General features: G+C 64.7%; 27 protein-coding genes. 19 read left to right on the top strand and 8 right to left on the bottom strand.

Annotated features, from left to right (window positions below; all coding sequences use genetic code 11):
- Window positions 1-3: 3 nt before the first annotated feature.
- Window positions 4-306: a hypothetical protein gene (locus EWH10_RS05080; protein ID WP_226869765.1), complete on the bottom strand. Its 303-nt coding sequence runs from the start codon at window positions 304-306 to the stop codon at window positions 4-6.
- Window positions 307-478: 172 nt separating this feature from the next.
- Here EWH10_RS05080 and rpsB point away from each other — a divergent pair, with 172 nt between their 5' ends.
- The 12 genes from rpsB to rpmE all read left to right on the top strand — a co-directional run bounded on the left by rpsB (window position 479) and on the right by rpmE (window position 11,918).
- Window positions 479-1,237, top strand: coding sequence for a 30S ribosomal protein S2 (gene rpsB / locus EWH10_RS05075; protein ID WP_025547855.1), 759 nt, complete (start codon window positions 479-481; stop codon window positions 1,235-1,237).
- 98 nt (window positions 1,238-1,335) lie between these two features.
- Window positions 1,336-2,262 carry a translation elongation factor Ts gene (gene tsf, locus EWH10_RS05070; protein WP_044661795.1) on the top strand — a complete coding sequence of 309 codons (927 nt, stop codon included), beginning with the start codon at window positions 1,336-1,338 and terminating at the stop codon, window positions 2,260-2,262.
- A gap of 170 nt (window positions 2,263-2,432) precedes the next feature.
- The gene (pyrH, locus tag EWH10_RS05065) at window positions 2,433-3,158 is read left to right on the top strand and encodes a UMP kinase (RefSeq protein WP_020821031.1); all 726 of its coding nucleotides are present in this window, start codon (window positions 2,433-2,435) and stop codon (window positions 3,156-3,158) included.
- Window positions 3,159-3,164: 6 nt separating this feature from the next.
- On the top strand, window positions 3,165-3,722 hold the full coding sequence (gene frr, locus EWH10_RS05060) for a ribosome recycling factor (protein WP_025547858.1): 558 nt from the start codon (window positions 3,165-3,167) through the stop codon (window positions 3,720-3,722).
- A gap of 43 nt (window positions 3,723-3,765) precedes the next feature.
- Window positions 3,766-4,542 carry an isoprenyl transferase gene (locus EWH10_RS05055; RefSeq protein ID WP_025547860.1) on the top strand — a complete coding sequence of 259 codons (777 nt, stop codon included), beginning with the start codon at window positions 3,766-3,768 and terminating at the stop codon, window positions 4,540-4,542.
- A gap of 5 nt (window positions 4,543-4,547) precedes the next feature.
- Window positions 4,548-5,327, top strand: coding sequence for a phosphatidate cytidylyltransferase (locus tag EWH10_RS05050; RefSeq protein ID WP_025547861.1), 780 nt, complete (start codon window positions 4,548-4,550; stop codon window positions 5,325-5,327).
- Window positions 5,324-6,481 carry a 1-deoxy-D-xylulose-5-phosphate reductoisomerase gene (locus tag EWH10_RS05045; protein WP_044661796.1) on the top strand — a complete coding sequence of 386 codons (1,158 nt, stop codon included), beginning with the start codon at window positions 5,324-5,326 and terminating at the stop codon, window positions 6,479-6,481. Before EWH10_RS05050 ends, EWH10_RS05045 begins: the two co-directional genes overlap by 4 nt.
- Window positions 6,478-7,611, top strand: coding sequence for an RIP metalloprotease RseP (rseP, locus tag EWH10_RS05040; protein WP_044661797.1), 1,134 nt, complete (start codon window positions 6,478-6,480; stop codon window positions 7,609-7,611). The genes EWH10_RS05045 and rseP overlap by 4 nt, the downstream gene beginning before the upstream one ends.
- Before the next feature lie 112 nt (window positions 7,612-7,723).
- Window positions 7,724-10,363 carry an outer membrane protein assembly factor BamA gene (bamA, locus tag EWH10_RS05035; RefSeq protein WP_044661798.1) on the top strand — a complete coding sequence of 880 codons (2,640 nt, stop codon included), beginning with the start codon at window positions 7,724-7,726 and terminating at the stop codon, window positions 10,361-10,363.
- Window positions 10,363-11,022 (top strand): OmpH/Skp family outer membrane protein, encoded by a 660-nt coding sequence (locus EWH10_RS05030; RefSeq protein ID WP_025547868.1) that lies wholly within the window; start codon window positions 10,363-10,365, stop codon window positions 11,020-11,022. The genes bamA and EWH10_RS05030 overlap by 1 nt, the downstream gene beginning before the upstream one ends.
- A gap of 7 nt (window positions 11,023-11,029) precedes the next feature.
- A complete protein-coding gene (gene fabZ, locus EWH10_RS05025) occupies window positions 11,030-11,512 on the top strand; it encodes a 3-hydroxyacyl-ACP dehydratase FabZ (RefSeq protein WP_044661799.1) in 483 nt (160 codons plus the stop codon).
- A gap of 181 nt (window positions 11,513-11,693) precedes the next feature.
- On the top strand, window positions 11,694-11,918 hold the full coding sequence (rpmE, locus tag EWH10_RS05020; protein WP_007687040.1) for a 50S ribosomal protein L31: 225 nt from the start codon (window positions 11,694-11,696) through the stop codon (window positions 11,916-11,918).
- Between the two features lie 254 nt (window positions 11,919-12,172).
- Here the strand turns inward: rpmE and aroB are convergent, their stop codons facing one another.
- Window positions 12,173-13,285, bottom strand: a complete 1,113-nt coding sequence (gene aroB, locus EWH10_RS05015; RefSeq protein WP_044661800.1) for a 3-dehydroquinate synthase — start codon at window positions 13,283-13,285, stop codon at window positions 12,173-12,175.
- On the bottom strand, window positions 13,276-13,824 hold the full coding sequence (locus EWH10_RS05010; RefSeq protein ID WP_025547872.1) for a shikimate kinase: 549 nt from the start codon (window positions 13,822-13,824) through the stop codon (window positions 13,276-13,278). The genes aroB and EWH10_RS05010 overlap by 10 nt, the downstream gene beginning before the upstream one ends.
- 94 nt (window positions 13,825-13,918) lie before the next feature.
- Here EWH10_RS05010 and EWH10_RS05005 point away from each other — a divergent pair, with 94 nt between their 5' ends.
- The 5 genes from EWH10_RS05005 (at window position 13,919) to EWH10_RS04985 (ending at window position 19,358) form a co-directional block, all read left to right on the top strand.
- Window positions 13,919-14,107, top strand: coding sequence for a hypothetical protein (locus tag EWH10_RS05005; protein ID WP_044661801.1), 189 nt, complete (start codon window positions 13,919-13,921; stop codon window positions 14,105-14,107).
- 5 nt (window positions 14,108-14,112) lie between these two features.
- Window positions 14,113-15,927 carry a hypothetical protein gene (locus EWH10_RS05000; RefSeq protein WP_065846814.1) on the top strand — a complete coding sequence of 605 codons (1,815 nt, stop codon included), beginning with the start codon at window positions 14,113-14,115 and terminating at the stop codon, window positions 15,925-15,927.
- Window positions 15,927-16,844: a tyrosine recombinase gene (locus tag EWH10_RS04995; RefSeq protein ID WP_044661803.1), complete on the top strand. Its 918-nt coding sequence runs from the start codon at window positions 15,927-15,929 to the stop codon at window positions 16,842-16,844. The genes EWH10_RS05000 and EWH10_RS04995 overlap by 1 nt, the downstream gene beginning before the upstream one ends.
- A gap of 11 nt (window positions 16,845-16,855) precedes the next feature.
- Window positions 16,856-17,800: an acetyl-CoA carboxylase carboxyltransferase subunit alpha gene (locus tag EWH10_RS04990; protein ID WP_044661804.1), complete on the top strand. Its 945-nt coding sequence runs from the start codon at window positions 16,856-16,858 to the stop codon at window positions 17,798-17,800.
- Between the two features lie 79 nt (window positions 17,801-17,879).
- On the top strand, window positions 17,880-19,358 hold the full coding sequence (locus EWH10_RS04985) for a M48 family metalloprotease (RefSeq protein ID WP_044661805.1): 1,479 nt from the start codon (window positions 17,880-17,882) through the stop codon (window positions 19,356-19,358).
- Window positions 19,359-19,424: 66 nt separating this feature from the next.
- Here the strand turns inward: EWH10_RS04985 and EWH10_RS04980 are convergent, their stop codons facing one another.
- Together EWH10_RS04980 and EWH10_RS04975 are read right to left on the bottom strand one after the other, a co-directional pair.
- The gene (locus EWH10_RS04980) at window positions 19,425-19,589 is read right to left on the bottom strand and encodes a Flp family type IVb pilin (RefSeq protein WP_025772654.1); all 165 of its coding nucleotides are present in this window, start codon (window positions 19,587-19,589) and stop codon (window positions 19,425-19,427) included.
- Window positions 19,590-19,727: 138 nt separating this feature from the next.
- A complete protein-coding gene (locus tag EWH10_RS04975; protein WP_007682781.1) occupies window positions 19,728-19,913 on the bottom strand; it encodes a Flp family type IVb pilin in 186 nt (61 codons plus the stop codon).
- A gap of 78 nt (window positions 19,914-19,991) precedes the next feature.
- Here EWH10_RS04975 and EWH10_RS04970 point away from each other — a divergent pair, with 78 nt between their 5' ends.
- Complete coding sequence (locus EWH10_RS04970) at window positions 19,992-20,399, top strand: (deoxy)nucleoside triphosphate pyrophosphohydrolase (protein ID WP_025547880.1); 408 nt, start codon at window positions 19,992-19,994, stop codon at window positions 20,397-20,399.
- A 117-nt stretch (window positions 20,400-20,516) separates the two neighbouring features.
- Here the strand turns inward: EWH10_RS04970 and bfr are convergent, their stop codons facing one another.
- The 3 genes from bfr to EWH10_RS04955 all read right to left on the bottom strand — a co-directional run bounded on the left by bfr (window position 20,517) and on the right by EWH10_RS04955 (window position 22,615).
- Window positions 20,517-20,996, bottom strand: coding sequence for a bacterioferritin (bfr, locus tag EWH10_RS04965; RefSeq protein ID WP_025547881.1), 480 nt, complete (start codon window positions 20,994-20,996; stop codon window positions 20,517-20,519).
- Between the two features lie 150 nt (window positions 20,997-21,146).
- Entirely contained in the window at window positions 21,147-21,317 is a 171-nt protein-coding gene (locus tag EWH10_RS04960) for a (2Fe-2S)-binding protein (RefSeq protein WP_025547882.1), read from the bottom strand.
- 53 nt (window positions 21,318-21,370) lie between these two features.
- On the bottom strand, window positions 21,371-22,615 hold the full coding sequence (locus tag EWH10_RS04955) for a DUF418 domain-containing protein (protein ID WP_044661806.1): 1,245 nt from the start codon (window positions 22,613-22,615) through the stop codon (window positions 21,371-21,373).
- Window positions 22,616-22,676: 61 nt separating this feature from the next.
- On the opposite strand from EWH10_RS04955, the gene EWH10_RS04950 reads away from it, so the two are divergent.
- Window positions 22,677-23,444 (top strand): methyltransferase domain-containing protein, encoded by a 768-nt coding sequence (locus EWH10_RS04950; protein ID WP_044661807.1) that lies wholly within the window; start codon window positions 22,677-22,679, stop codon window positions 23,442-23,444.
- Window positions 23,445-23,568: the final 124 nt, after the last annotated feature.

Genomic DNA, 23,568 nt, shown 5'->3' with positions numbered 1-23,568 from the left:
TCCTCAGGCGGCCAGGACCGCCGCCGCAAAAGCCGGCGCGGCCTGCCGTGCAGAGGGTGACGCGCGTCGCCGGCTGATGCGCAGGCGATAGACCGGCGTTTCCTGCGGTATCGGTTCGAACGTCAGCGCCGCGACCATCTTGTCATGATAGGCCAGGAACATGCCGATAATGGTGCCTGCGGCCAGCAGGAAGGATCCGATGAAAACAAGTGCTGCGACCAGTGCGAACATATGCAGCTCACTTTCTGTCTTGCCATTTGCACGGCTTGGTTCACTATAGGCAGGCAAACGGCGTGAATCCGCCATTTGTTCCCGATGTTCTCCTTATGTTCTATCCGGAATGGAGAGTCAACCCCCTTGCATTGATATTCCGACGCCGTTAAAGGCGCGCCCATTCCACATGGGAATCGACATATCCGGTGCTGTGCGTGACGCCCAGTTCCTGATTCCCAGAGGTGTAACCGGAAGGAGAAATATTATGGCGGCTCCTGTCGTCACCATGCATCAATTGATCGAGGCCGGCGCGCATTTCGGCCACCAGACCCACCGCTGGAACCCGCGCATGAAGCCGTACATCTTCGGTGAGCGCAACGGCATCCACATTCTCGACCTGTCGCAGACCGTGCCGCTGTTCGGCCGCGCGCTGGACTTCGTGTCGGCGACCGTCGCCGCCGGTGGCAAGGTGCTGTTCGTCGGCACCAAGCGCCAGGCGCAGGACCCGATCGCCGAAGCCGCCCGCAAGTCGGGCCAGCATTTCGTCAACCATCGCTGGCTGGGCGGCATGCTCACCAACTGGAAGACCATTTCGGGTTCGATCAAGCGTCTGAAGACCCTGGAAGAGAAGCTGTCGGGCGACACCCACGGCTTCACCAAGAAGGAAGTCCTCCAGATGACCCGCGAGCGCGAGAAGCTGGAACTGTCGCTGGGCGGCATCCGCGACATGAACGGCATCCCCGATGTCATGTTCGTGATCGACGCCAACAAGGAAGAACTGGCGATCAAGGAAGCCAACACGCTGGGCATCCCGGTCGTTGCGATCCTCGATTCCAACGTCTCGCCCGACGGCATCGCGTTCCCGGTTCCGGCGAACGATGACGCCAGCCGCGCGATCCGCCTTTACTGCGACGCCGTCGCCGCCGCCGCCACCAAGGGCAACCGCGGTGCGCAGCAGGCTTCGGGCGTCGACCTGGGCGCTCTGGACGAGCCCGAGGCCGAAGAGGTCGTCGCTCAGGCCTGAGACGCGGTCTTCGAACTGCAAAATTGACAGGCTAGGGCGCGCTCCACTGGAACGCGCCCTGCCGTTTTTCTGAAACATTGAACTTTAGGAGCCGAAACATGGCCGAGATTACCGCTGCTGCCGTCAAGGAACTGCGCGACCGTTCGGGCGCGGGCATGATGGATTGCAAGAAGGCGCTCACCGAAGCCAATGGCGACATCGAAGCGGCGACCGACTGGCTGCGCGCCAAGGGTCTGGCCGCCGCGCAGAAGAAGTCGAGCCGCACCGCCGCCGAAGGCCTGGTCGGCGTCGCCGTCGCCGGCACCAAGGGTGTGGCCGTCGAAGTGAACAGCGAAACCGACTTCGTCGCCAAGAACGACCAGTTCCAGGATTTCGTCCGCACCGTGTCGGTCATCGCGCTGGAGAACGGCGTGGCCGATGCCGAGGCGCTGTCGAACGCGGCCTATCCCTCGGGCGGCACGGTCGCCGAGAAGCTGGTCGCCAACATCGCCACCATCGGCGAGAACCAGACCCTGCGCCGCGTCGGCCAGGTCGAGGTGAACCAGGGCGTGGTCGTTCCCTATGTCCATAATGCGGCCGCTCCGGGCCTGGGCAAGATCGGCGTGCTGGTTGCGCTGGAAGGCGATGCGCCCGCCGACGTCCTGGAGCCGCTGGGCAAGCAGATCGCGATGCACATCGCCGCTGCCTTCCCGCTGGCGCTGTCGGCCGCCGACATCGATCCGGCCCTGCTGGAGCGCGAGCGCGCCATCGCCGCTGAAAAGGCCGCCGAATCGGGCAAGCCTGCCGAGATCGTCGCCAAGATGGTCGACGGCGCCGTCGCCAAGTTCGCCAAGGAGCAGGCCCTGCTCAGCCAGCTCTTCGTGATGGACAACAAGACCCCGGTTGCCGATGTCGTCGCGAAGGCGGCGAAGGATGCCGGCGCGTCGATCACGCTGAAGAACTATGTCCGCTTCCAGCTCGGTGAAGGCATCGAGAAGGAAACGAGCGACTTCGCCGCCGAAGTGGCCGCGGCCGCAGGCGTCTGATCCGATAGTTCGTTCGCTTCGGCGGTGTCGGGAGGCTCAGGCTTCTCGACAAGCCGGAAGCGGGCGCTAAGGAAGTTCGGGGTTTCCAAAACCCTGCTTCACAACATGGCGCGCGCTGCTTAAGGTGCGCGCCATTTCCTTGCCCGATCATAAAAGGAATATTGCCCCGCATGTCTCGCCCAGCCTTCAAGCGCATCCTGCTGAAACTTTCGGGCGAAGTGCTGATGGGGCAGGGGCAGTTCGGCATCGAGCCGGAGACGGTGAACCGCGTCGCGGGCGAGATCGCGGCGGCGAAGGATGCGGGGTTCGAACTGTGCGTCGTCGTTGGCGGCGGCAATATCTTCCGGGGTCTGGCGGGCGCCGCCAAGGGTTTCGACCGGGCGAGCGCCGACTATATGGGCATGCTGGCCACCGTCATGAACGCGCTCGCCGTGCAGAATGCGCTGGAGAAGCTGGGCTACGACACGCGCGTCCAGTCCGCCATTCCGATGGCGTCGGTCTGCGAACCCTATATCCGGCGCAAGGCGGTGCGGCATATGGAGAAGGGACGGATCGTCATCTTCGCGGCGGGCACCGGCAGCCCCTTCTTCACCACGGACACCACGGCGGCGCTGCGGGCGGCCGAAATGGATTGCGACGCCCTGTTCAAGGGGACCAGCGTCGACGGCATCTACAATGCCGATCCCAAGAAGGTGCCGGATGCGGCCCGCTATGAAGCGATCAGCTTCGACCAGGTGCTGAACGACAATCTGAAGGTCATGGACGCGAGCGCCATTGCCCTTTGCCGCGAAAACAATATCCCCATCGTCGTGTTCAACATCCGCGAAACCGGCAATCTGGCCAAGGTGCTGGCCGGTGACGGTGTGGCGACGATCGTGCAAAATCAGGAGCGCTGAAACAAAATGGCTCAATATGACAAGGCCGACCTCGAACGCCGCATGGCGGGTGCCCTGGAATCGCTGAAAGGCGATCTGTCGGGCCTGCGCACGGGCCGCGCCAATATCCAGCTTCTCGATCCGGTGACGGTCGAGGTCTATGGCGCGCATATGCCGCTTAATCAGGTCGCGACCGTTTCCGCGCCCGAACCGCGCATGCTTTCCGTGCAGGTGTGGGACAAGAGCAATGTCGGCCCGGTCGACAAGGCGATCCGTTCGGCGGGGCTGGGCCTTAACCCCATCGTCGACGGCCAGACGCTGCGCCTGCCGATCCCCGACCTGACCGAGGAGCGCCGCAAGGAACTCGCCAAGCTCGCCAGCAAATATGCCGAGGGCGCCCGGATCGCCGTCCGCAATGTCCGCCGCGACGGCATGGACAGCCTGAAGACCGACGAGAAGAAGGGCGAGATCAGCGAGGACGAGCGCAAGCGCAAGGAAACCGAAGTCCAGAAGCTGACCGATAGCACCATCGCGGACATCGACGCGGCGGCTGCGGCGAAGGAAAAGGAAATTCTCGGTCAGTGATCCGGGGCTTTCCTTTCGCGGCCAAAGCACGCATTCCTGTCTGATGGCCACCCAAGCCAAAACCGATCTGACCAGCGGCGCGCCAGCCCATGGCGCGCGCCCCAAGGATGTTCCGCCAGGAACGGCCATGCCTCGTCACGTCGCCATCATCATGGACGGCAATGGACGCTGGGCGAAGAAGCGCTTCCTGCCCCGCATCGCCGGCCATCGGGCGGGGGTGGAGGCGGTGCGCCGCGTCGCCCGCGCCGCGCGGGAACTGGGTCTGGAATGCCTGACGCTCTACGCCTTTTCCTCGGAAAACTGGAAGCGTCCGGCCGGCGAGGTGGCGGACCTGATGGGCCTGCTGCGTCATTTCATCCAGTCCGACCTTGACGAATTCCATGCCAATGGCGTGCGGCTGCGCATCATCGGCAATTATCGGGCGCTCGATCCTGCGCTGGTGGCGCTGATCGACAATGCAGTGGCGCGGACTGCGGGGAATAGCGGGCCGATCATTGCCATAGCGCTCAACTATGGCGCGCAGGACGAACTGGTTCGCATGGCCCAGACGCTGGCGCGCCGCGTGGCCGCCGGCGAGATCGCGGCGGAGGAGATCGGCCTCGCCGATGTGGATGCGGCGCTCTACACCGCAGACCTGCCGCCGCTCGACCTGATGATCCGTACCTCGGGCGAGCAGCGGCTCAGCAATTTCATGCTATGGCAGGCCGCCTATGCGGAGCTTTATTTCACGGACATGCTGTGGCCGGATTTCGACGGGCGGGCGCTGGCTGCCGCACTGGACGCCTTCCGCCTGAGGGACCGCCGTTTCGGCGGGCTGTGACAGGCATGTCGAGCGAGCTTCGCACCCGCGCCATCGTCGGCGTCGTGCTCATCCTCGTAGCGTTGGCGGCCCTGTTTTCGGGCGGCTTCCTTTTCTGGATGCTGCTGTCCGTGGCGGGCGTGCTGATGCAGGGGGAGTGGGGCGACCTGACCGGAGCCACGCCGGAGAACCGCAAGCTGGCGATGTTCGCCGTCTCGGTGCCGCTGGCGATCCTTTGCCCGGCGGCGGCCGGCGTGTCCTGGCTCGCCTTCACATTGATGGCGGCCGCCTTCTTCTTCGTCGCGCTGGTGGGCCGGTCGGTCAAGCTGGCGCTGGGCGTGCCCTATATCGTCGTGCCGGTGATGGCGCTGCTTTTCCTGCGCGAACAGGCGCCCAATCTTCAGGGGTTGCTGCTGACCCTCTGGGCGCTGGGCCTCGTTTGGGCGACCGACATCGGCGCTTATTTCGCCGGCCGCTCCATTGGCGGGCCGAAGCTGGCTCCGCGCGTCAGCCCGTCCAAGACCTGGGCCGGCCTTGGCGGTGGGGTGCTGGCGGCGCTGACCGTGGGTTTCCTGCTCTACCGGTTCGCGGACCTGCCGGTTCAGCTTGCCGCGGCAAGCGGCCTGCTGGCGGTCGCCGCGCAACTGGGCGACCTGTTGGAAAGCTGGATGAAGCGCCGTGCAGGGGTGAAGGATAGCGGTACGCTGCTGCCCGGCCATGGTGGCGTGATGGATCGGTTGGACGGGGTGGTCGCCGCCGCGCCGCTGGCCGCGATCTGCTATATGATCCTGGTGCAATTGCCATGAAGAAAGTGTCGATCTTCGGCGCGACCGGATCGGTCGGCATGTCCACGCTGGACCTGATCCAGCGCGATCCGGACAGCTATAGCGTTGTTGCGCTGACCGCGCATGGCGATGTGGCGGGTCTGGCCGCCGCCGCGCGGCAGAGCAATGCCGCGATCGCGGTGATCGGGGACGAGACCCGCTATGACGCGCTGAAGGATGCGCTGCGCGGTTCCGGGACGGAGGCGGCGGCCGGCCAAGGCGCGTTGGTCGACGTGGCCGGTGCAGGCGCGGACTGGAGCATGGCCGCCATCGTCGGTTGCGCGGGGCTGCGCCCGACCATGGCGGCGTTGAAGGCGGGTGGCACGGTCGCGCTCGCCAACAAGGAATCGCTGGTGTCGGCGGGCGCGCTGATGATGGACGCGGTCGGTGCGTCGGGCGCGACGCTGCTGCCGGTCGACAGCGAACATAATGCCATATTCCAGTGCCTTGCGGGCAGTCGCATGGAAGATGTCGCAAGGATCACCCTGACCGCGAGCGGCGGCCCCTTCCGCACCCGCAGCCGGGAGGGGATGCGCGGCATCACCCCCGCGCAGGCCGTCGCCCATCCCAACTGGTCCATGGGCGCGAAGATCAGCGTCGACAGCGCGACGATGATGAACAAGGGGCTGGAACTGATAGAGGCGGCGCATCTCTTCCCGGTCGGGCTCGACCGGATCGAGATCCTCGTCCATCCGCAATCGGTCATCCACTCCATGGTCGAATATCGCGACCGCTCAACCCTGGCGCAGCTTGGCTCGCCCGACATGCGCATCCCCATCGCCCATGCGCTGGCCTGGCCCGATCGGATCGCTACCCCTTGCCAGCCGCTGGACCTCGCCCGGATCGCCCGCCTGGATTTCGAGGCGCCGGATGAGCATCGCTTCCCCGCGCTGCGGCTGACCCGGCAGGCGGCGGAGGCGGGCGGCGCAGCGCCCGCCATATTGAACGCCGCCAATGAGGTCGCCGTCGCCGCCTTCCTCAAAGGCGCCATAGGCTTCCTTGATATCGCCATGATTGTGGAGGATGTCCTGAACCGCTATAGCGCGCCTGTGCCCCGCCAGATCGACGATGTGCTGGAAGCGGATGCGCAGGCGCGTAATATGGCTGCACAAGTGATGGAAAGATTGACCGCTTGATCCAGAATCCCGGTTTCCTGTTGACCGTAGTCGCATTTGTGGCGGTCATCGGACCGCTCGTCTTCGTGCATGAGCTGGGCCATTATCTGGTGGGCCGCTGGTGCGGGGTGAAGGCGGAGGCCTTTTCCATCGGATTCGGCCCGGAAATCGCGGCCTGGGTGGACAGGCGCGGCACCCGCTGGCGCCTGGGGGCGCTGCCGCTGGGCGGCTATGTGCGTTTCAAGGGCGACATGAACGCGGCGAGCCAGACCGATCCCCGCTGGCTGGAAATGCCCGCCGCCGAACGGGCCGAGAGCTTCCCTGCCAAGCCGCTATGGCAGCGGGCGGCCATCGTCGCGGCCGGGCCGGCGATCAACTTCCTCTTCGCCATGGCGATCCTTGCAACCTTCGCCTTCGTCCATGGCGAGAGCCGTACTCCTGCGGTCGCCGGGCAGGTGCAGCCCGGCAGCGCGGCAGCGGCGGCTGGCATCGTCGTGGGCGACCGCATAGTCTCGCTCAACGGGCGGGAAATGACGACCTTCGACGATATTCGCCTGTTCGCGCAGATCCGCCCCGGCGAACCCGTCACCATCGTGATCGACCGCCGGGGCAAGCTGTTCGAGAAGCAGGGCAAGGTCGGCGCGGTCGAGGAAGATGACGGCTTCGGCAACAAGTTCCGCATCGGACGGCTGGGCATCGCGCCGGGTGAGCCGGTGATCGAGCCCGTCAGCCTAGCCCGAGCCCCGGTCGTCGCCGTGGAGCGGACGGGGCAGATCATCCGCACCATGGTGGAGACGCTGGGCCAGATCGTGGGGGGCGGCCGATCGGTCAAGGAACTGGGCGGCCCGCTCAAGATCGCGGAGGTTTCCGGTCAGGCGGCGACGCTGGGGGTGGAGAGCTTCGTCTTCTTCATGGCCCTCATCTCGATTAACTTGGGGTTCATCAACCTCTTGCCAATCCCGATGCTGGATGGCGGGCATCTGCTGTTCTACGGGGTGGAGGCGATACAGCGGCGACCGGTCAGTCCGCAGGTGCAGGAATGGGCCTATCGCTCGGGCCTGGCGGTTCTGCTGGCGATGATGGTGCTGGTAACATTCAACGATTTATCCTCTTTCGGCCTCTGGGATCGTCTGTCCGGCTTGATCGGCTGAGCCGTATCGGGCAGGAGGACGCGATTTGGCGCCGTCTTTCCGGATGTGAACGGAATGGGTCCGGCGTGAACGACATGTTGCTTTTTTGTAGAAGGTGGAGCGGGTGACAGCGATGATGAGCAGCAACAGGCAGCGCCCGGTCGTCGTGGCCCTGTTGGCGACGACGATGATCGCGGGCATGTCTGCGATCCCGGCGATGGCTCAAAATGCCCCGCCGGCTGCCGCGCCTGCGCCCGTTCCGGCAGTCGCTCCAGCCGCCGGAACCATCCGCGCCATCTCCGTCACTGGCCAGCAGCGCCTGGAGCCGGATACGGTGCTGTCCTACACCAAGCTGCGGATCGGCCAGCCCTTCACCCAGGAATCGCTCGACCAAGCGTTGCGCGACCTTTACGAGACGGAGCTGTTCGCCGACGTCCAGATCCGCAACGACAATGGCGCGCTGACCGTCGAGGTTAAGGAAAACCCGGTCATCAACCGCATCGTCCTTGAAGGTAATAAGCGCCTCAAGGAAGACAAGATACGTCCCGAAATAAAACTGGCTCCGCGCCAGATCTATACCCGCTCGAAAGTGCGCGCCGACGTGGCCCGCATCATCGAGCTGTATCGCCGGCAGGGCCGCTTCGCCGCCACGGTCGAACCGAAGATGGTGCAGCTTGACCAGAACCGCGTCGACATCGTTTTCGAAATCTCCGAAGGGCCGAAATCCAAGGTCCGCCAGATCAACATCATCGGCAATGAGAAGTTCAAGGACGGCGAACTGCGCAGCCAGATGGTGACCAAGCAATCGCGCTGGTTCCGCATCTTCTCGTCGGGCACCAGCTACGATCCGGATCGTCTGGCCTATGACCAGCAGAAGCTGCGCCAGTTCTACCTGACCGAAGGCTATGCCGATTTCCGAGTGATCTCCGCCGTGGCGGAACTGACGCCGGACAAGCAGGACTTCATCATCACCTATGTGGTCGAGGAAGGGCAGCGCTACAAATTCGGTGATGTGAAGGTCAACAGCGACATTCGCGACCTGTCCGGCGATTCGCTGACCAAGATGCTGCCGATGAAGAAGGGCGACTGGTACAACGCCAAGCAGGTCGAGGACACGGTCGACACGCTGAGCGAAACGGCGGGCCTGTTCGGCTATGCCTTCGCGGACGTCCAGCCGGACTTCCAGCGCGACAAGGACACGCTGACGATGGGGATCGACTTCCGCATCGCCAATGCGCCGCGCGTCTATGTCGAGCGGGTCGACATCAATGGCAACACGCTGACCCAGGACAAGGTCGTGCGCCGCGAATTCCGCCTGGCGGAGGGCGATGCGTTCAACAGCTTCCTGGTCAAGCGGTCGAAGGACCGCATCAATTCGCTGGGCTTCTTCCAGGAAAAGCTGGACATCGAGCAGAAGCCGGGTTCCGCCCCGGACCGCATCGTCCTGGAAACCAATGTGCAGGAAAAATCGACCGGCGAATTGTCGCTTTCGGCCGGCTTCTCCTCGCTGGAGCGTTTCATCGTCGCGGCGTCGATCACCCAGCGCAACTTCCGCGGCAAGGGCCAGGAACTGCGCACCAGCGTCAATTATTCGGCTTATTCCAAGTCGGTGGAAGTGGGCTTCACCGAGCCCTATTTCATGGACAAGAATATCGCACTGGGCGGCGACATCTATCGCCGCGACCTCAACAGCTTCCGTTATCTGAACAATAACGACCGCGACACGACCTATGAACAGACGACGACCGGCTTCCAGCTTCGCGCCGGCGTGCCGATCACGGAATATATGTCGCTGGCCCTGCGTTACACGTTGAATCTGGACGACGTGACGCTCGACAAGGATACCTACTACTCCGATCCCGATGGCGCAGGTCCGCTGGGACTTCAGTGCGATCCGCTGCTGGCCGGACGCTATCTTTGCGACGCCATCGGCAAGCGGACGACGTCGTCGCTGGGCTATTCTCTGATCTACGATACCCGCGACAACCGCATTCGTCCGACACGGGGCCATAATGTCGTTCTCAGCCAGGATTTCGCGGGTCTGGGCGGCAGCGTCAAATATGTGCGCACGCGGTTGAACGGCTCCAAATATTGGCCTGTCGGCGGCGGGTTCATCTTCTCCGTCTCTGCGGAGGGCGGCTATATCCACAGCCTTGAAGGCGACCGCCGGGACGCTTCGAACGAGCTGGTCGACAAGGTTCGCCTGACGGATCGCTTCTTCCTGGGCAATCCGCAGATTCGCGGCTTCGATATTCGCGGCATCGGCCCGCGCGTGAAGCGCTATTACCTGCAGTCGCAGACCGACTCGAGCGGCAATACCACCTATGTGCGGGGCGAAGGGAACAACAATGTTTCCGACGACGCCCTGGGCGGCAAGGTCTATTATCTGGCGCGGGCGGAAATGGAAATTCCGCTGGGCTCGGGTGCGCGTGAAATGGGCCTGCGTCCCTCGATTTTCGCGGATGTCGGTGCGGTCGCCGGATTGCGCAATCCCCGCACGACGAATTCGAACGGCATCTGCGCCGACAACACGACCGGTTCGCGCAGCGAGGCGGGGACTCCCGGCACGTGCGGGACCAACCAGACCCTCATCATCGGCCCGTTCGATGAGGAATATCTGGGCGATACGCTGAAACCGCGTGTCGCCGTGGGCTTCGGCGTCAACTGGAACTCGCCCTTCGGGCCGTTCCGCATCGACATCGCCAAGGCCCTGCTCAAGGAACCAGGGGACGACACTCAGCTAATCAGCTTCAACGTAGGGACTCAATTCTGATGAAGACCATTTTCAAGGCCGCCGCGCTGGTTCTGGCGCCGATGACCGCCATGGCGCTGACCAGCGTCCCGGCCGCTGCCCAGTCGAAGACCGGCATCGCCGTCGTCGACCTGCAACGCGCCGTCGCCACCAGCTCGGCCTATTCGACCGCGCGCACGCAGATCCAGACCACCTACAAGGCGCAGATCGACGGCTTTACCGCACGCAAGAATGCGATCGACGCCGATCTCAAGGCCAAGGGCACGGCCCTGGAAGCCGCGATGAAGGCAGCCGGTGGCAAGCCGACCCCGGCAATCCAGACCCAATATGAGGCCTATCAGAAGGCCGGTCAGGACGGCCAGGCCGAACTGCAGCGCCTGGGTCAGCCGATCGCTCTCGCCAACGCCTATGTCGAGGAGCAGATTTCGGCCAAGCTGTCGGATGCGCTGAAGTCCGCGATGACCAAGGCGAAGGTCGACCTGATCCTGTCGCCTGACGCGACCGTGTCCTATCAGCCGACCGTCGACATCACCCAGTCGGTGGTGACCGAACTCAACGCGCTGGTGCCCAGCGTCGGCATCACCCCGCCGGCCGGCTGGCAGCCGGGCCGCCAGGGCCAGGCCGCTGCCGCTCCGGCCGCTGCTCCCGCCAATCCGTCGCAGCAGCCGACCTCGCGCTGATCGCTTGATGACGGTTCAGTCTGACAATGCTGCCGCCGCCATCGGCCCCATCGATATTCGTGGGGTGATGGCGGCGCTGCCGCACCGTTATCCGATGCTGCTCGTCGACCGCGTGATTTCGCTCGTGCCGAACAGCACGATCCACGCGGTCAAGGCGGTGTCGATCAACGAGGATTTCTTCCAGGGGCATTTCCCCGGCCGGCCGATCATGCCCGGCGTATTGATCGTCGAAGCCATGGCGCAGGCCGCTGGCGTGCTGACGGTCGAAACCATGGACCTTCGCGGTTCGGGCAAGCTCGTCTATTTCATGAGCATCGATGGGGCGAAGTTCCGCAATCCGGTCGAACCGGGCTGCCTGCTCGACCTGCATGTCGATCTGGTCCAGATTCGCGGCCGCGTCTGCAAGTTCACGGGCAAGGCGATGGTCGAGGGCAAGCTCTGCGCCGAGGCCAGTTTCGTCGCGATGATTGCCGACCCGCCGGTGAACTGAAACGCGGCGGTGATCCCGACTTTCCCGCCACTTCCTCCCCAGCCGGAATGACGGGTCGACTGATACAGGGAACCGCCCGTTCTTCCCCTTGCTTTTGCGCGCATTCCCATGTAACCGCGCGCCTTCGCAGATTTTCGCATCCATGGCCGGTCGGAAACCGGCCCCTGAACGGAGCAGACCCATGAAGGCCGATACGCATCCCGATTACCACTTCATCACCGTCCAGATGACCGACGGCACGACGTTCCGCACCCGCTCGACCTGGGGCAAGGAAGGCGACACGCTGGCGCTCGACATCGATCCCAAGTCGCACCCGGCCTGGACCGGCGGCACCCGCCAGCTTGAGCAGGGCGGCCAGGTGGCACGCTTCAACAAGCGTTTCGGCGGCCTGACGCTGAAGAAGTAATCGGCCTTCAAGCGAAGAATAGGGAAGGGCGCCTCCTGGGGCGCCCTTTTTATTTGGTTGGTAGAGGCGGCTTTTCGCCAGAAGCGGACATTGACGCTTGCCCTCCTCTTCAGGGGAGAGGGGCGTGCCTCACGCGCAGTCTCAGCCTATGGGCACTTCCCATCCCCACCCTTCAAACGAGTTACATGCCCCGTTTGAACCTGAAGGGAAGGGGCTTAACGGTGGCTGACCATCCCTATCAGCCATCCCGGGCATCATCCCGCCGCCATGCGATCCTCGTCCAGGAACGCGGCGACATCATCCAGCACGACATCCTTCGACAGGAAGGTCTGCCCGATTCCCCGCGCCAGCAGGAAGGGCAGGGTGCCTGCCGCCATCTTCTTGTCGTGCAGCATATGCGCGACCAGCGCCGCGCCGTCCGCCTTCACATGCGCGCTGGCGAGGTCGTGCGGCAGCCCGACGGCTTTCAGATGCGCCGTCACCCGCTCCGCATCCTCCGCCGGGCACAGGCCGCGCCGCGCCGAATAGCGGAAGGCAAGAGCCATCCCCGCCGCGACGCCCTCGCCATGGAGCAGAAGATCCGAAAAGCCGGTATCCGCCTCCAGCGCATGGCCGAAGGTATGGCCAAGGTTCAGCAAGGCCCGCCGTCCGGATGTCTCCCGCTCGTCATCGGCAACAATGGCCGCCTTGGCGGCCACGCTGCGTTCGATGGCATATTCGCGCGCCTGGACGTCGCCGGACAGCAGCCTGTGCCCTTCCGCCTCGCACCAGGCGAAAAAGGCGGGATCGTCGATCAGGCCATATTTCACCACCTCGGCATAACCGGCCCGCGTCTCCCGCGCCGGCAGCGTGTCGAGCGTCGAGGGATCGATCAGCACCAGCGAGGGCTGGTAAAAGCTGCCGACCAGATTCTTGCCCGCCTTCGCATTGATCGCGGTCTTTCCGCCGACGGAACTGTCCACCTGCGCCAGCAATGTCGTGGGCACCTGGATGAAATGGCAGCCGCGTTTCAGGATCGAGGCGGCAAAGCCCACCAGATCGCCGATCACCCCGCCGCCGAGCGCCACCACATGGTCGCCGCGCTCTATCTCCAGCGCCAGCAGCGCATCGAGCAGCTCTTCAAGGTGGCGCCAGCTCTTGGTCTGCTCTCCCGGTGGCAGGACCACCGCTTCGACCGCCACATTGGCGGCCCGCAGACTGGCCTCCAGGCGGGGCAGTTGCGCGGCGGCGACATGCCGATCGGTCACCACCACCAGCCGTCCCTTGCGCGCATAGCCTGCCAGATGCGTTGCCGCCCGGTCCAGCACGCCCTGTTCGATCAGAATGTCGTAGCTGCGCGAATCCAGTGCGACGCGGACTATGGCCATTGGGAAAGCTGCTCCATGATACTGTCGACCGCCACGTCATGCGGCGCGGCGGCGCTTTTCACATGAATGGGGCAGAGTGCGTAAACCGGATTGCGGATCGCGGCCAGCTCGGTCAGCACGACGCGCGGGTCCTTGCCCTTCAGCAGCGGCCGTCCCTCGCGCCGCGACACCCGGTCGACCAGCGTGTCGATGTCGGCGTTCAGCCAGATCGCCAGCGCATGCTCCAGGATCAGCGCCCGCGTCTCTTCCTGCATGAAGGCGCCCCCGCCGGTCGCGATGACCTTGGGCTCCCCATCCATCAGCCGGGCGATCACCCGCCGTTCGCCATCGCGGAAATAGGCCTCGCCATAGCGTTCGAACATTTCGGTGATCGTCATGCCCGCGGCCTTTTCGATCTCCTCGTCCGCATCGACGAAGCCCACGCCAAGCCGCGCCGCCAGCCGACGCCCGACGGTCGATTTGCCCACGCCCATCATGCCCACCAGGACGATGGGACCGCGCTTCGCTTGCGCATTGGCGGATTTGCTGTTTCGCTGCATGGCGAGCGGGGCTATACATCCCCGCGTCGACAAGGCAAATCGCAACTTTCCTTCAGCTTTGGCCCAGCCAGAATAGCCAGCCAGAACAGGACTCATGAAGCGCAACCGTTCCTACAGCAGTTTTGAGGGCAGCTCCCGGCGCCGCAAGACGTCCCTGCCGATCATCCCCATCATTGCGGTCCTTGTGCTGGCGGGGATCATCGCCCTGCTCTGGTCGCGCGGCGGCGAAAAGCCGCAGGCCCGCGTGGAAAAGGTCATTCCCGCCGAAAAGCTGGGCCAGTAAACGGCATGGCGCAACGGCGGGTGAATGCGAAATGGGCGCTGGGCACGCTTGCGCTCGCTCTGGCGCTGCCGGTGGTGGCGCAGGAGACGCCCGAATCGCTCCTGCCGCCCGGCTTCGGCGATGCGCCCGAAACGCCGCAACCCGGCACGCAGCCGCCGCGCCCCGCCCCGGGCACGCCCGCGCCGCCTGTCGGCTCCACGCCCGCCGCGCCCATCGTGCCGCCCAGCTTCGCCATCACGGACGAGGCCGGGGACAATGCGGCGGAACCGATGAGCGAGGAGGAGCTGGCCGCCGAAAAGCAGAAATACGACCTGCCGGAAAACGCCCATCGCTCACTCGATCGCGTTGGGCCGCTGACGCCGGAGCAGCGGGGGCTGGCTCCCAATGCCTTCGGCGCGCAGTCGGGCCAGTTCCTTGCTGCATTGATGAAGGAAACGCGGGCGCCGATCACCTCCCGCTGGGCGTCGATCCTGCTGCGCCGGGCGCTCTTGTCCGCGACCGATACGCCCCGCGACATCGACGGCGCCGATTGGGTCGCCGAACGCGCCTGGCTGCTGCTGCGCATGGGGGAGGCGGACAGCGCCCGCCTGCTGGTGCAGAGCGTCGATTCCGACCGGTTCACCCCCCGCCTCTATGCCATCGCCATGCAGACCTATCTGGCGACGGCCGATCCGGCGGGACTGTGTCCGCTGTCGGTGGGCGCGCTGCGGTTCAGCAAGGAGCCGGGCTGGGACATGACGCGCGCCATATGCCCGGCGCTTTCAGGGGATCAGGGTTCGGCCAGCGGGGCGCTCAACCAGGCGCAACGGCGGGGCGTGGTGCGCGGCATCGACTATCGGCTGGCGGAAAAGGTCGTGGGCACCGGATTCAACGCCCGCAGGTCGGTGAAGATCGAATGGGACGCGGTGGACCGGCTGACGGCCTGGCGTTTCGGCCTCGCGACGGCGCTCAATGTCGAGATACCCGATGATCTCTATGCCACGGCCGGGCCCCATGTCCGCGCCTGGGAAGCGCGTGCCCCTGCCTTGTCCGCCGTTCGTCGCCTGCCGGGCGCAGAGGTGGCGGCTCGGCTCGGCGTCTTTTCCTCGCAGGCGCTGGTTGGCTTCTACAGCCAGTTGCAATCCGACGGCGACGTGCCCGCCAATGCGGCCGACCGGGTGGACGCGCTGCGCACCGCCTATGCCGGATCGGGGACGGACGAGCGGCTCCAGGCGATGCGGACAGTTTGGCAGAATGAGGCGCGGCCGGATTTCGTCGGCTTGATCGCGACGGCGCGGGCAGCCGCGGCGCTGCCGGTTTCGGAGCTGAGCGCGCGCGATGCCGCCAATCTGGTCGCGGCCATGTTCACCGCCGGTTATGACCGCAGCGCGGCGCAGTGGTCGCGGCTTGCGGCGCAGGCGGACGGTGACGGCGCGGCCGACCTTTGGGCCTTGCTGGCGGTCGGTGCGCCGAGCGCGGTGGTGGAGATCGGGTCGGGACGGGTTTCCTCCTTCGCCAAGGATGCCGATCCCCACAAGGCGCAGATGCTGATCGCCGCGCTGGCGGGCCTGTCGCGGCTCAATGCGCAGGACGGTGCGGCGCTGGCGCAGGATCATGGTTTCGATCTGGCTGCCGCCAGCCGCTGGTCGCGCGCCATCGATGCGGCGGCCGGCCGGGGCGAGAAGGGCAGCGTCGCGCTGCTGGCGGCGGTCGGCATGCAGACCGCCGACTGGAACCGGCTCCCGGCCTTCCACCTCTACCACATCGTCGCGGCACTGCATCGGGTCGGGCTGGACCCCGAAGCCCGGATGATCGCCGCGGAGGCGATGACGCGGCTCTGATGGGAGAGGATGCCGCGCTTATCGACCGCTTTCTGGAAATGATGGCGGCCGAACGGGGTGCCTCGCGCAACACGCTGCTGGCCTATCGCGCGGACCTGCAGGGGGCGGCGGACCTTGTCGGCGGCCTGGCGGTCGCCACCAAGGATGGCCTGGCGGAACTGGCGACGGCCTGGGCGGAACTGGCGGCCTCTTCCGTCGCCCGCAAGTCTTCCGCCCTGCGCGCCTTCTACGCCTTTCTGGAGGAGGAGGGGCTGCGCGCCGACAATCCTGCCGCTGCCCTGCCGCGTCCCGTCACCCGCCGGTCCCTGCCCAAGATCCTTTCGACGGGCGAGGTCGAATCCCTGTTCGCCCTGATCGCGGCGAAGCTGGCTGTCGAGCATCCCGCGCCGCTGGACCTGCGGCTGTCCGCGCTGATCGAGCTGCTTTACGGATCGGGGCTGCGGGCGACGGAACTGGTGTCGCTGCCGCGCCGCGCCCTGGCATCCGATCGGCCCTTCCTGATCCTGAGGGGGAAGGGCGGGCGCGAGCGGCTGGTGCCGATTTCAGACCGCGCCCGCGCCGCCGTGGCGGCCTGGCTGCCGCATGTTCCGGCCGACAGCCCCTGGCTCTTTCCGTCGGGCAAGAGCCATGTCAGCCGGATTCGCCTCTATCAGATGGTGAAGGCGCTGGCCGCCGCTGCCGGCATCGCGCCGGATCGGGTCAGCCCCCATGTGCTGCGCCATGCCTTCGCCACGCATTTGCTGGAAGGCGGGGCGGACCTGCGCGCGCTGCAATCCATGCTGGGCCATGCCGACATCGGCACCACGCAAATCTATACCCATGTCGACAGCCGCAGGCTGGTCGAACTGGTCAACAGCCGCCATCCGCTGGCTTCCATGACGCATCGGCGCGTTGACGGCGAAGCGTCTGCGCCCTAACGCCATGCGCCATGGTTAGTTTTCTCGAATTCGAAAAGCCGATTGCCGAACTGGAAGCGCGCATCATCGAATTGCGCGCGACCGCCAATGCGGGCGACATCGACATCAGCGGCGAGATCGACAAGCTGGAGCAGCGCGCCTCCAAAATGCTGGTCGACACCTATGCGAAGCTGTCGCCCTGGCAGAAGACGCAGGTCGCCCGCCATCCCGACCGTCCGCATTTCAAGGATTATGTCGCGGGCATGTTCGACAATTTCATGCCCCTGGCCGGCGACCGCGCCTTTGCCGACGATCAGGCGATCATCGGCGGCTTCGCTACGCTGGGCGAGCGGCGCGTGATGGTGATCGGCCATGAGAAGGGGGACGATACCGCAAGCCGCGTCCGCCATAATTTCGGCATGGCCAAGCCGGAGGGCTATCGCAAGGCGATCCGCCTGATGCAGCTGGCCGACCGTTTCGGCCTGCCTGTGGTGACGCTGGTCGATACGTCGGGCGCTTTCCCCGGCGTGCAGGCGGAGGAGCGCGGTCAGGCGGAGGCGATCGCCCGTTCGACGGAACAATGCCTGGCGCTGGGCGTGCCGATGGTGGCCGCCGTGGTGGGTGAGGGCGGCTCCGGCGGTGCGGTGGCGCTGGCGGCGGCCAATCGCGTGCTGATGTTCGAACATGCCGTCTATTCGGTGATCTCTCCCGAAGGTTGCGCCTCCATCCTCTGGCGCACGGCGGAAAAGGCAAGCGACGCCGCGACCGCCATGCAGGTGACGGCGCAGCATCTGAAGGCGCTTGGCGTCATCGACCGGATCGTGCCGGAGCCGGTCGGCGGCGCCCATCGCGAGCCGGTGCAGGCCATCGCCAATCTGGGCGCGGCGATCGGGGAGGAACTGGATTCGCTCTCGGGTCTTGGCGGCGATGCGCTGCGTACCGATCGCGCTGACAAGTTTCTGGCGATCGGCGTCTGACCGCGCGATCCTCTGTTTCGGGGAACATCCACCTGCTATTGCTCGTTACGCGAAGGTAACAGGGGTAGCAGGAGGCGCCGTGAAACGAACATCATCTCTGGCTGTCGCCGGGCTGGGCCTGATCGTCCTGACGGCCGCGCCGTCCGCAGACGGCCAGCAGCGGGCGATCCGTACGGTTTCGTCGATCAGTCCGCAGGAAAAGGAAGCGGGCGCCAAGCAGCATCCCCAGCTCCTCAACGAATTTGGCGGCGCCTATGCCGGGCCGCAGGCGAAATATGTGGAGGGCGTGGGCCAACGCATCGCGGTCCAGTCCGGCCTGTCCAATGCGCAGGGGGACTTCACCGTCACCCTGCTCAATTCGCCGGTGAACAACGCCTTCGCCATTCCCGGCGGCTATGTCTATGTGACGCGCCAGCTCATGGCGCTGATGAACGATGAGGCGGAGTTGGCCGGTGTGCTCGGTCATGAAATCGGCCATGTCGCGGCGCAGCATGGCCAGAGGCGGCAGCAGGCGGCGCAGCGCAACGCCATTGGCGGCACCCTGTTGCAGGTGCTGACGGGCGCTCTGCTGGGCGATTCGGCGCTCACCGGCATGTTGCAGAAGGGGATCGGACAAGGCAGCCAGTTGCTGACGCTCAAATTCTCGCGCAGCCAGGAATATGAGGCGGACGATCTGGGTATCCGCTATCTTGCGTCGGGCGGTTACGATCCCAAGGCCCTGTCATCCATGCTGGCCTCGCTCGCGGCGCAGAGCAGCCTGGATGCCCGGGTCACCGGCAGTTCCCGTTCGGTGCCGGAATGGGCAAGCACCCATCCCGACCCCGCCTCGCGCGTTGGCCGCGCGTCACGCAATGCAGCCGGCAGCGGCTCGACCAGCACGGTCCGCAACCGGGACGCGTTCCTGAACGCCCTCAACGGCGTTCTCTATGGCGACGATCCGAAACAGGGCGTGATCGAGGGCAGCCGCTTCCGCCATCCCGATTTGCGGGTCAGCTTCACCGCGCCATCGGGCTTCGGCATGGAAAATGGCGCGAGCGCCGTCAGCGTCGTGGGGTCGGGCGGCCAGGCGCAGTTCAGCGCCGCACCCTATTCGGGCGATCTGTCCGCCTATATCGACTCAGTGTTCGCGAAGCTGGGCGGCGGCAATGGCGGCGTTCCGGCCGGAGAGGTGCGGCGCACCACCGTCAACGGCCTGCCCGCAGCCTGGCGCACCGTTCGCGCCAGCACCCAGTCCAGCCAGGTGGATGCGACGGTCTTCGCTTATGATTTCGGCGGCGGGAAAGCCTATCATTTCCTGCTGCTGACGGCGGCGGGGCAGGGGATCGGTCCCTTTTCCACCATGGTGCAGTCGGTACAACGTCTTTCGCCCCAGGACGCGGCGGCGATCAAGCCTCGCCGGGTCGATGTCGTGACTGTAAAGGCTGGCGACACCGTCCAGTCCCTGGCCAGGCGCATGGCCTATACGGATTATCCGCTGGACCGGTTCCTGACGATCAACGCCCTGACGGCGAATAGCGTGCTGCGTTCCGGGCAGCGGGTCAAGATCGTGACTTGGTGAAGCTGGGCGCAATGAAAAGGGCGACGGAATTGCTTCCGTCGCCCTTTTTAAAACTAAAGCCTAAGCTTAGTTGGTCAGGCTGTTCGACACCTTGTTGAAGGTGTTGGTGAGCTTGCCGCCCAGGCTGGTCATGGCGCCGATGGCGGCGACAGCGATGAGCGCGGCGATCAGGCCATATTCAATGGCGGTCGCACCCTTTTCATTCTTCATCATCTTGCGGATGAACTGCATTGGAAGTCTCCTTGCGTCAAATTTCACGTTTAACTACCCGGCCGCCCCCCGCTTGGAATGAAGGTCAGCTTCGGACGGTGTAGAGAGTGCGGGTTGATAAAGATTTAATGGAGCGCAGCAGGTGTCAGACATAAATGGTTAATGCGCCAGGACTTCCGTCGCGACATTGTTCCACATGCCGATGGTCTTGTTGGCGACGTTGGACAGGGCACTGACTATGGCCAGGCAGATGAGGGCGAGGATCAACCCATATTCCACCGCCGTCGCTCCGCGCTGGCAGTAGATCAGCTTCCAGAAGCTGAAATTTTTGAATAATGCCCGCATGCCGCACCCCATTTACACACAGCCCCGGATGCCCTTGTAAAAGGGGCAGAGTTAACAAACCCCTCAAGCGGAACCATTATGACGATAATTTCTCCTCTGCTGGTGGTCGCCGCCGCCCTGGTCGACGCGGATGGCCGCGTGCTGCTGCAGCAGCGGCCGCCAGGCAAGCCGATGGCGCATCTCTGGGAGTTTCCCGGTGGCAAGGTCGAGCCGGGGGAAGCGCCTGAAACCGCGCTGATCCGGGAACTGGAGGAGGAATTGGGCATTCGCACCCATGCGAGCTGCCTGGCGCCCGCGACCTTCGCGAGCGAGCCGCTGGGCGACCGCCATCTGCTGCTGCTGCTCTATGTCTGCCGCAAGTGGCAAGGAATAGCGGAAGCGCGTCATGCGACCGCGCTGCAATGGGTCAGGCCGGCGCAAATGTATGCGCTGGAGATGCCGCCGGCCGACCTGCCGCTGATCGGTTTGCTCGATTCGCTGATTTAAATGGGCTGAATGACGCCTGCTCCCGTCTTCGCATGAGCACAATGTCATTCCCACCGCTGATCCGAAGCGTCAGTGGCGGGGCAGGCATGCCGGATAGGCCCGCCCGCCCGTGATCCCTTATTCTTCCGCAGCCTTGCTCTGCAGCTGGATATAGTTCTGGATGCCCATGCGCTCGATCATCTCGAACTGGGTTTCCAGCGTGTCGACATGCTCTTCCTCGCTTTCGAGGATATGCTGGAACAGGTCCCGGCTCACATAGTCACGGATCGATTCGCAATAGGCGATGGCGTCCTTCAGCACTGGCAGGGCTTCATATTCCAACTCGAGGTCGGCTTTCAGGATTTCTTCCACCGTTTCCCCGATCTTCAGCCGGCCGAGCAACTGGAAGTTGGGCAGGCCGTCAAGGAACAGAATGCGCTCCGCCAGCTTGTCCGCATGCTTCATCTCATCGATGGATTCTTCATATTCGAACTTGGCCAGCTTCTCGATGCCCCAATGATTCAGCATGCGATAGTGGAGGAAATATTGATTGATCGCGGTCAGCTCGTTCTTGAGCACCTCGTTCAGATATTCGATAACCTTGGCGTCGCCCTTCATGGCGTTCTTCTCCGGCTGTAGGGGAAAGTGCCGGGATCATAAGCGTTCGGCTTGCGTTTGTTAATCCGCAAAGCCGCAGAAATCCGCCATTTTCTGCTACGCTATTGCGTCAGGTTCGCGTCAATCCGATGCGCTTGCTTCGCAATGGCTTCAAATGGAGGCGCGCTCCGCCGCGATGATCGTGCGGGCGAAGGGCACGCACTGGCCGCATTTCGGCCGCCGGCCAAGGCGCGCATAGGCGCTGCAAGGGGTTGCGCAACCTTCACGGGCGACCTCTTTCAGGTCCTTTTCACGGATGGCATTGCAGACACAGACAACCATGCAAATCTCCTGAGGGGGAGATAGCGCAGATGATAATAGGTCGCAATAGGAATTCAGGCGCTGTTGCGAATCTTTTGCGTTTGGCCGCGGGCAAGGCTGCGCCACAGCCACTCCGCCGGGCCAAGGGCGAATCGGCGTTGCCAGAGGGGCGACCAGATCAGCATCGTCGCCCATGCCGCGATCACGAACAGCGGCAGCCTATGGTGCGGAACCTGGCCGAACAGTCCCAGTCCCCAGCCATAGAAGATCCCGCACATGATGAGGCTGCTGCCCAGATAGTTGCTGAGCGCCAGTCGGCCGACGGCCGCGATGCGCCCGGTCAACGATGCGGCAGGATGGCGCGTGAACAGCCACAGGACCAGGGCCGCCCACCCCACAGCAAGCGGGATGCGGAAGGGGAAGGACCAGGCCAATACCGATCCCAATGCCGTGAGCGGAGCGAACCGGCTGGAAACGATCCACGCCGCCAGCGCCGCCATCGGAATCAGCCCGATCAGGAAGCAGTGCCGCGCCGTCCGCCAATATTGCTCCGCCTCCCAACGGCCGGTGAGGAAACCGCCCTTCAACATCGCCATGCCCAGCAGCATGAAACCCAGCGTATCGAATGCGACGAATGGCAGGGTCGTGAGCCACTGTCCGCCGAACAGGGCGACATGATGGAGGAGGATGCCGCCATAGCCGCCGCGATAGACCCTATATTCGCTGCTGATGGCCGCGTGGTTCGGATCGGAAAGCGAAGCGACGAAATCGGCGAAACCCTCACTGACATGGCCGGGAGCATCGGGTGCGGCGGCGGCATGGCCCCAGGCATAGAGCGTGCCGATGAAGCCTGCGCAGATCAGGAAATGCGCCAGGAAGAAGAAAAAGGCCCATTTGACGAGCGCCAGCGGCTCCCTGCGCGCGAATGGCAGCGCCGCCAGCCCGACCAGCGCATAAATCATCAATATGTCGCCCCACCACAGCAGCAGGTAATGGGCGAGGCCGAAGACGAACAGCCAGCCGGCCCGGATCATCTGCGCCCGTCGTCCGTCGCGTCCGGCCATTTCCTCCCGGTCGATCAGCAGCAGCATCGACGCGCCGAACAGCATGGAGAACAGCGCCCGCATCTTGCCGTCCACCAACAGGAAGCTGACGGTCCAGAAGGCAATGTCTCCTGTCGACAGCGGCCCCGCCGCCGCGGGGTTGAAATAGGCCTGTTCGGGCAGGGCGAAGGCCGCGATGTTCATCCAGAGGATTCCCATGACCGCGCAGCCGCGCAGAACGTCCATGGCGGGAATCCGGGCGGAAAGGGCGGTCATCGGTCGGCGCGGTCCTTGAAAGACTGGAAAAGAGAGTGCGGCTCTGTCAATGCGACTAGCCATGAACGGCCACCGCAAGCAACGAATAAGCGACGCTTTCGGCGCGGCTGCGGGGCATTATGACGATCATGCCGGGCCGCAGCGGCTGGCCGCCGCGCTGGTGGCCGATCTTGCGCAGCGGCAGAGGCCTGACGGGGTCGGCCGGATATTGGAGATCGGCTGCGGCACGGGCTTTCTGACACGCGACATCCAGGCGCGCTGGCCGGGCGCCGAACTGGTGGTGACGGATCTGTCGCCGGACATGCTGGCCCGCGCCGCCACGGGCGGACTGGTTGCGGGCACTTTCCTGGCGATGGATGGGGAAGCGCCGATCTTCGACGGCGAATGGTTCGACCTCATTCTTTCCAGCCTGGCCTTTCAATGGTTCGACGATCTGGAAAGCGCGATCGCACGGTTGGCGGGATTGCTGCGCCCGGGGGGCAGCCTGCTTTTCTCGACCATGGGGCAGGGCAGCTTCGCCCGCTGGCGTTCGGCGCATCAGGCCGCCGGATTGAGGCCGGGCATTCCCGACTATCCTTCGCTACCCGCATTGCGGTCCATGCTGGCGCCCTATGAGGACGCCTTCGCCTTCGATGAGGAATATGCCCTGCCATGCGGCGGCGCAAAGGGTTTGATCGCCCATCTCAAGGGCATCGGCGCCGTGGTGCCGAGCGAGGGGAGAAAGCCGCTTCCTCCCCGCGATCTGCGCCGAGTCATGGCGGCTTTCGAAGAGGACGGCGGCGATGACGTCTATCAGATATTGTTCGGCCGGGTGACGCGCGCCGGTTAGAGTATCCGTGATGATCAAGCTGGAGATTGCGTCCAGCATCGATCGGCTTTGAGCATGGCGTTCGCGGTGACGACGAGCTTTCGCATGACGGCGGTGATGGCGATCTTGGCGGGCTTTCCGGCAG

Source organism: Sphingobium fuliginis, assembly GCF_004152845.1.
Classification (GTDB): Bacteria; Pseudomonadota; Alphaproteobacteria; order Sphingomonadales; family Sphingomonadaceae; genus Sphingobium; species Sphingobium fuliginis.
This window is presented reverse-complemented; position numbering and strand designations above follow the sequence as displayed.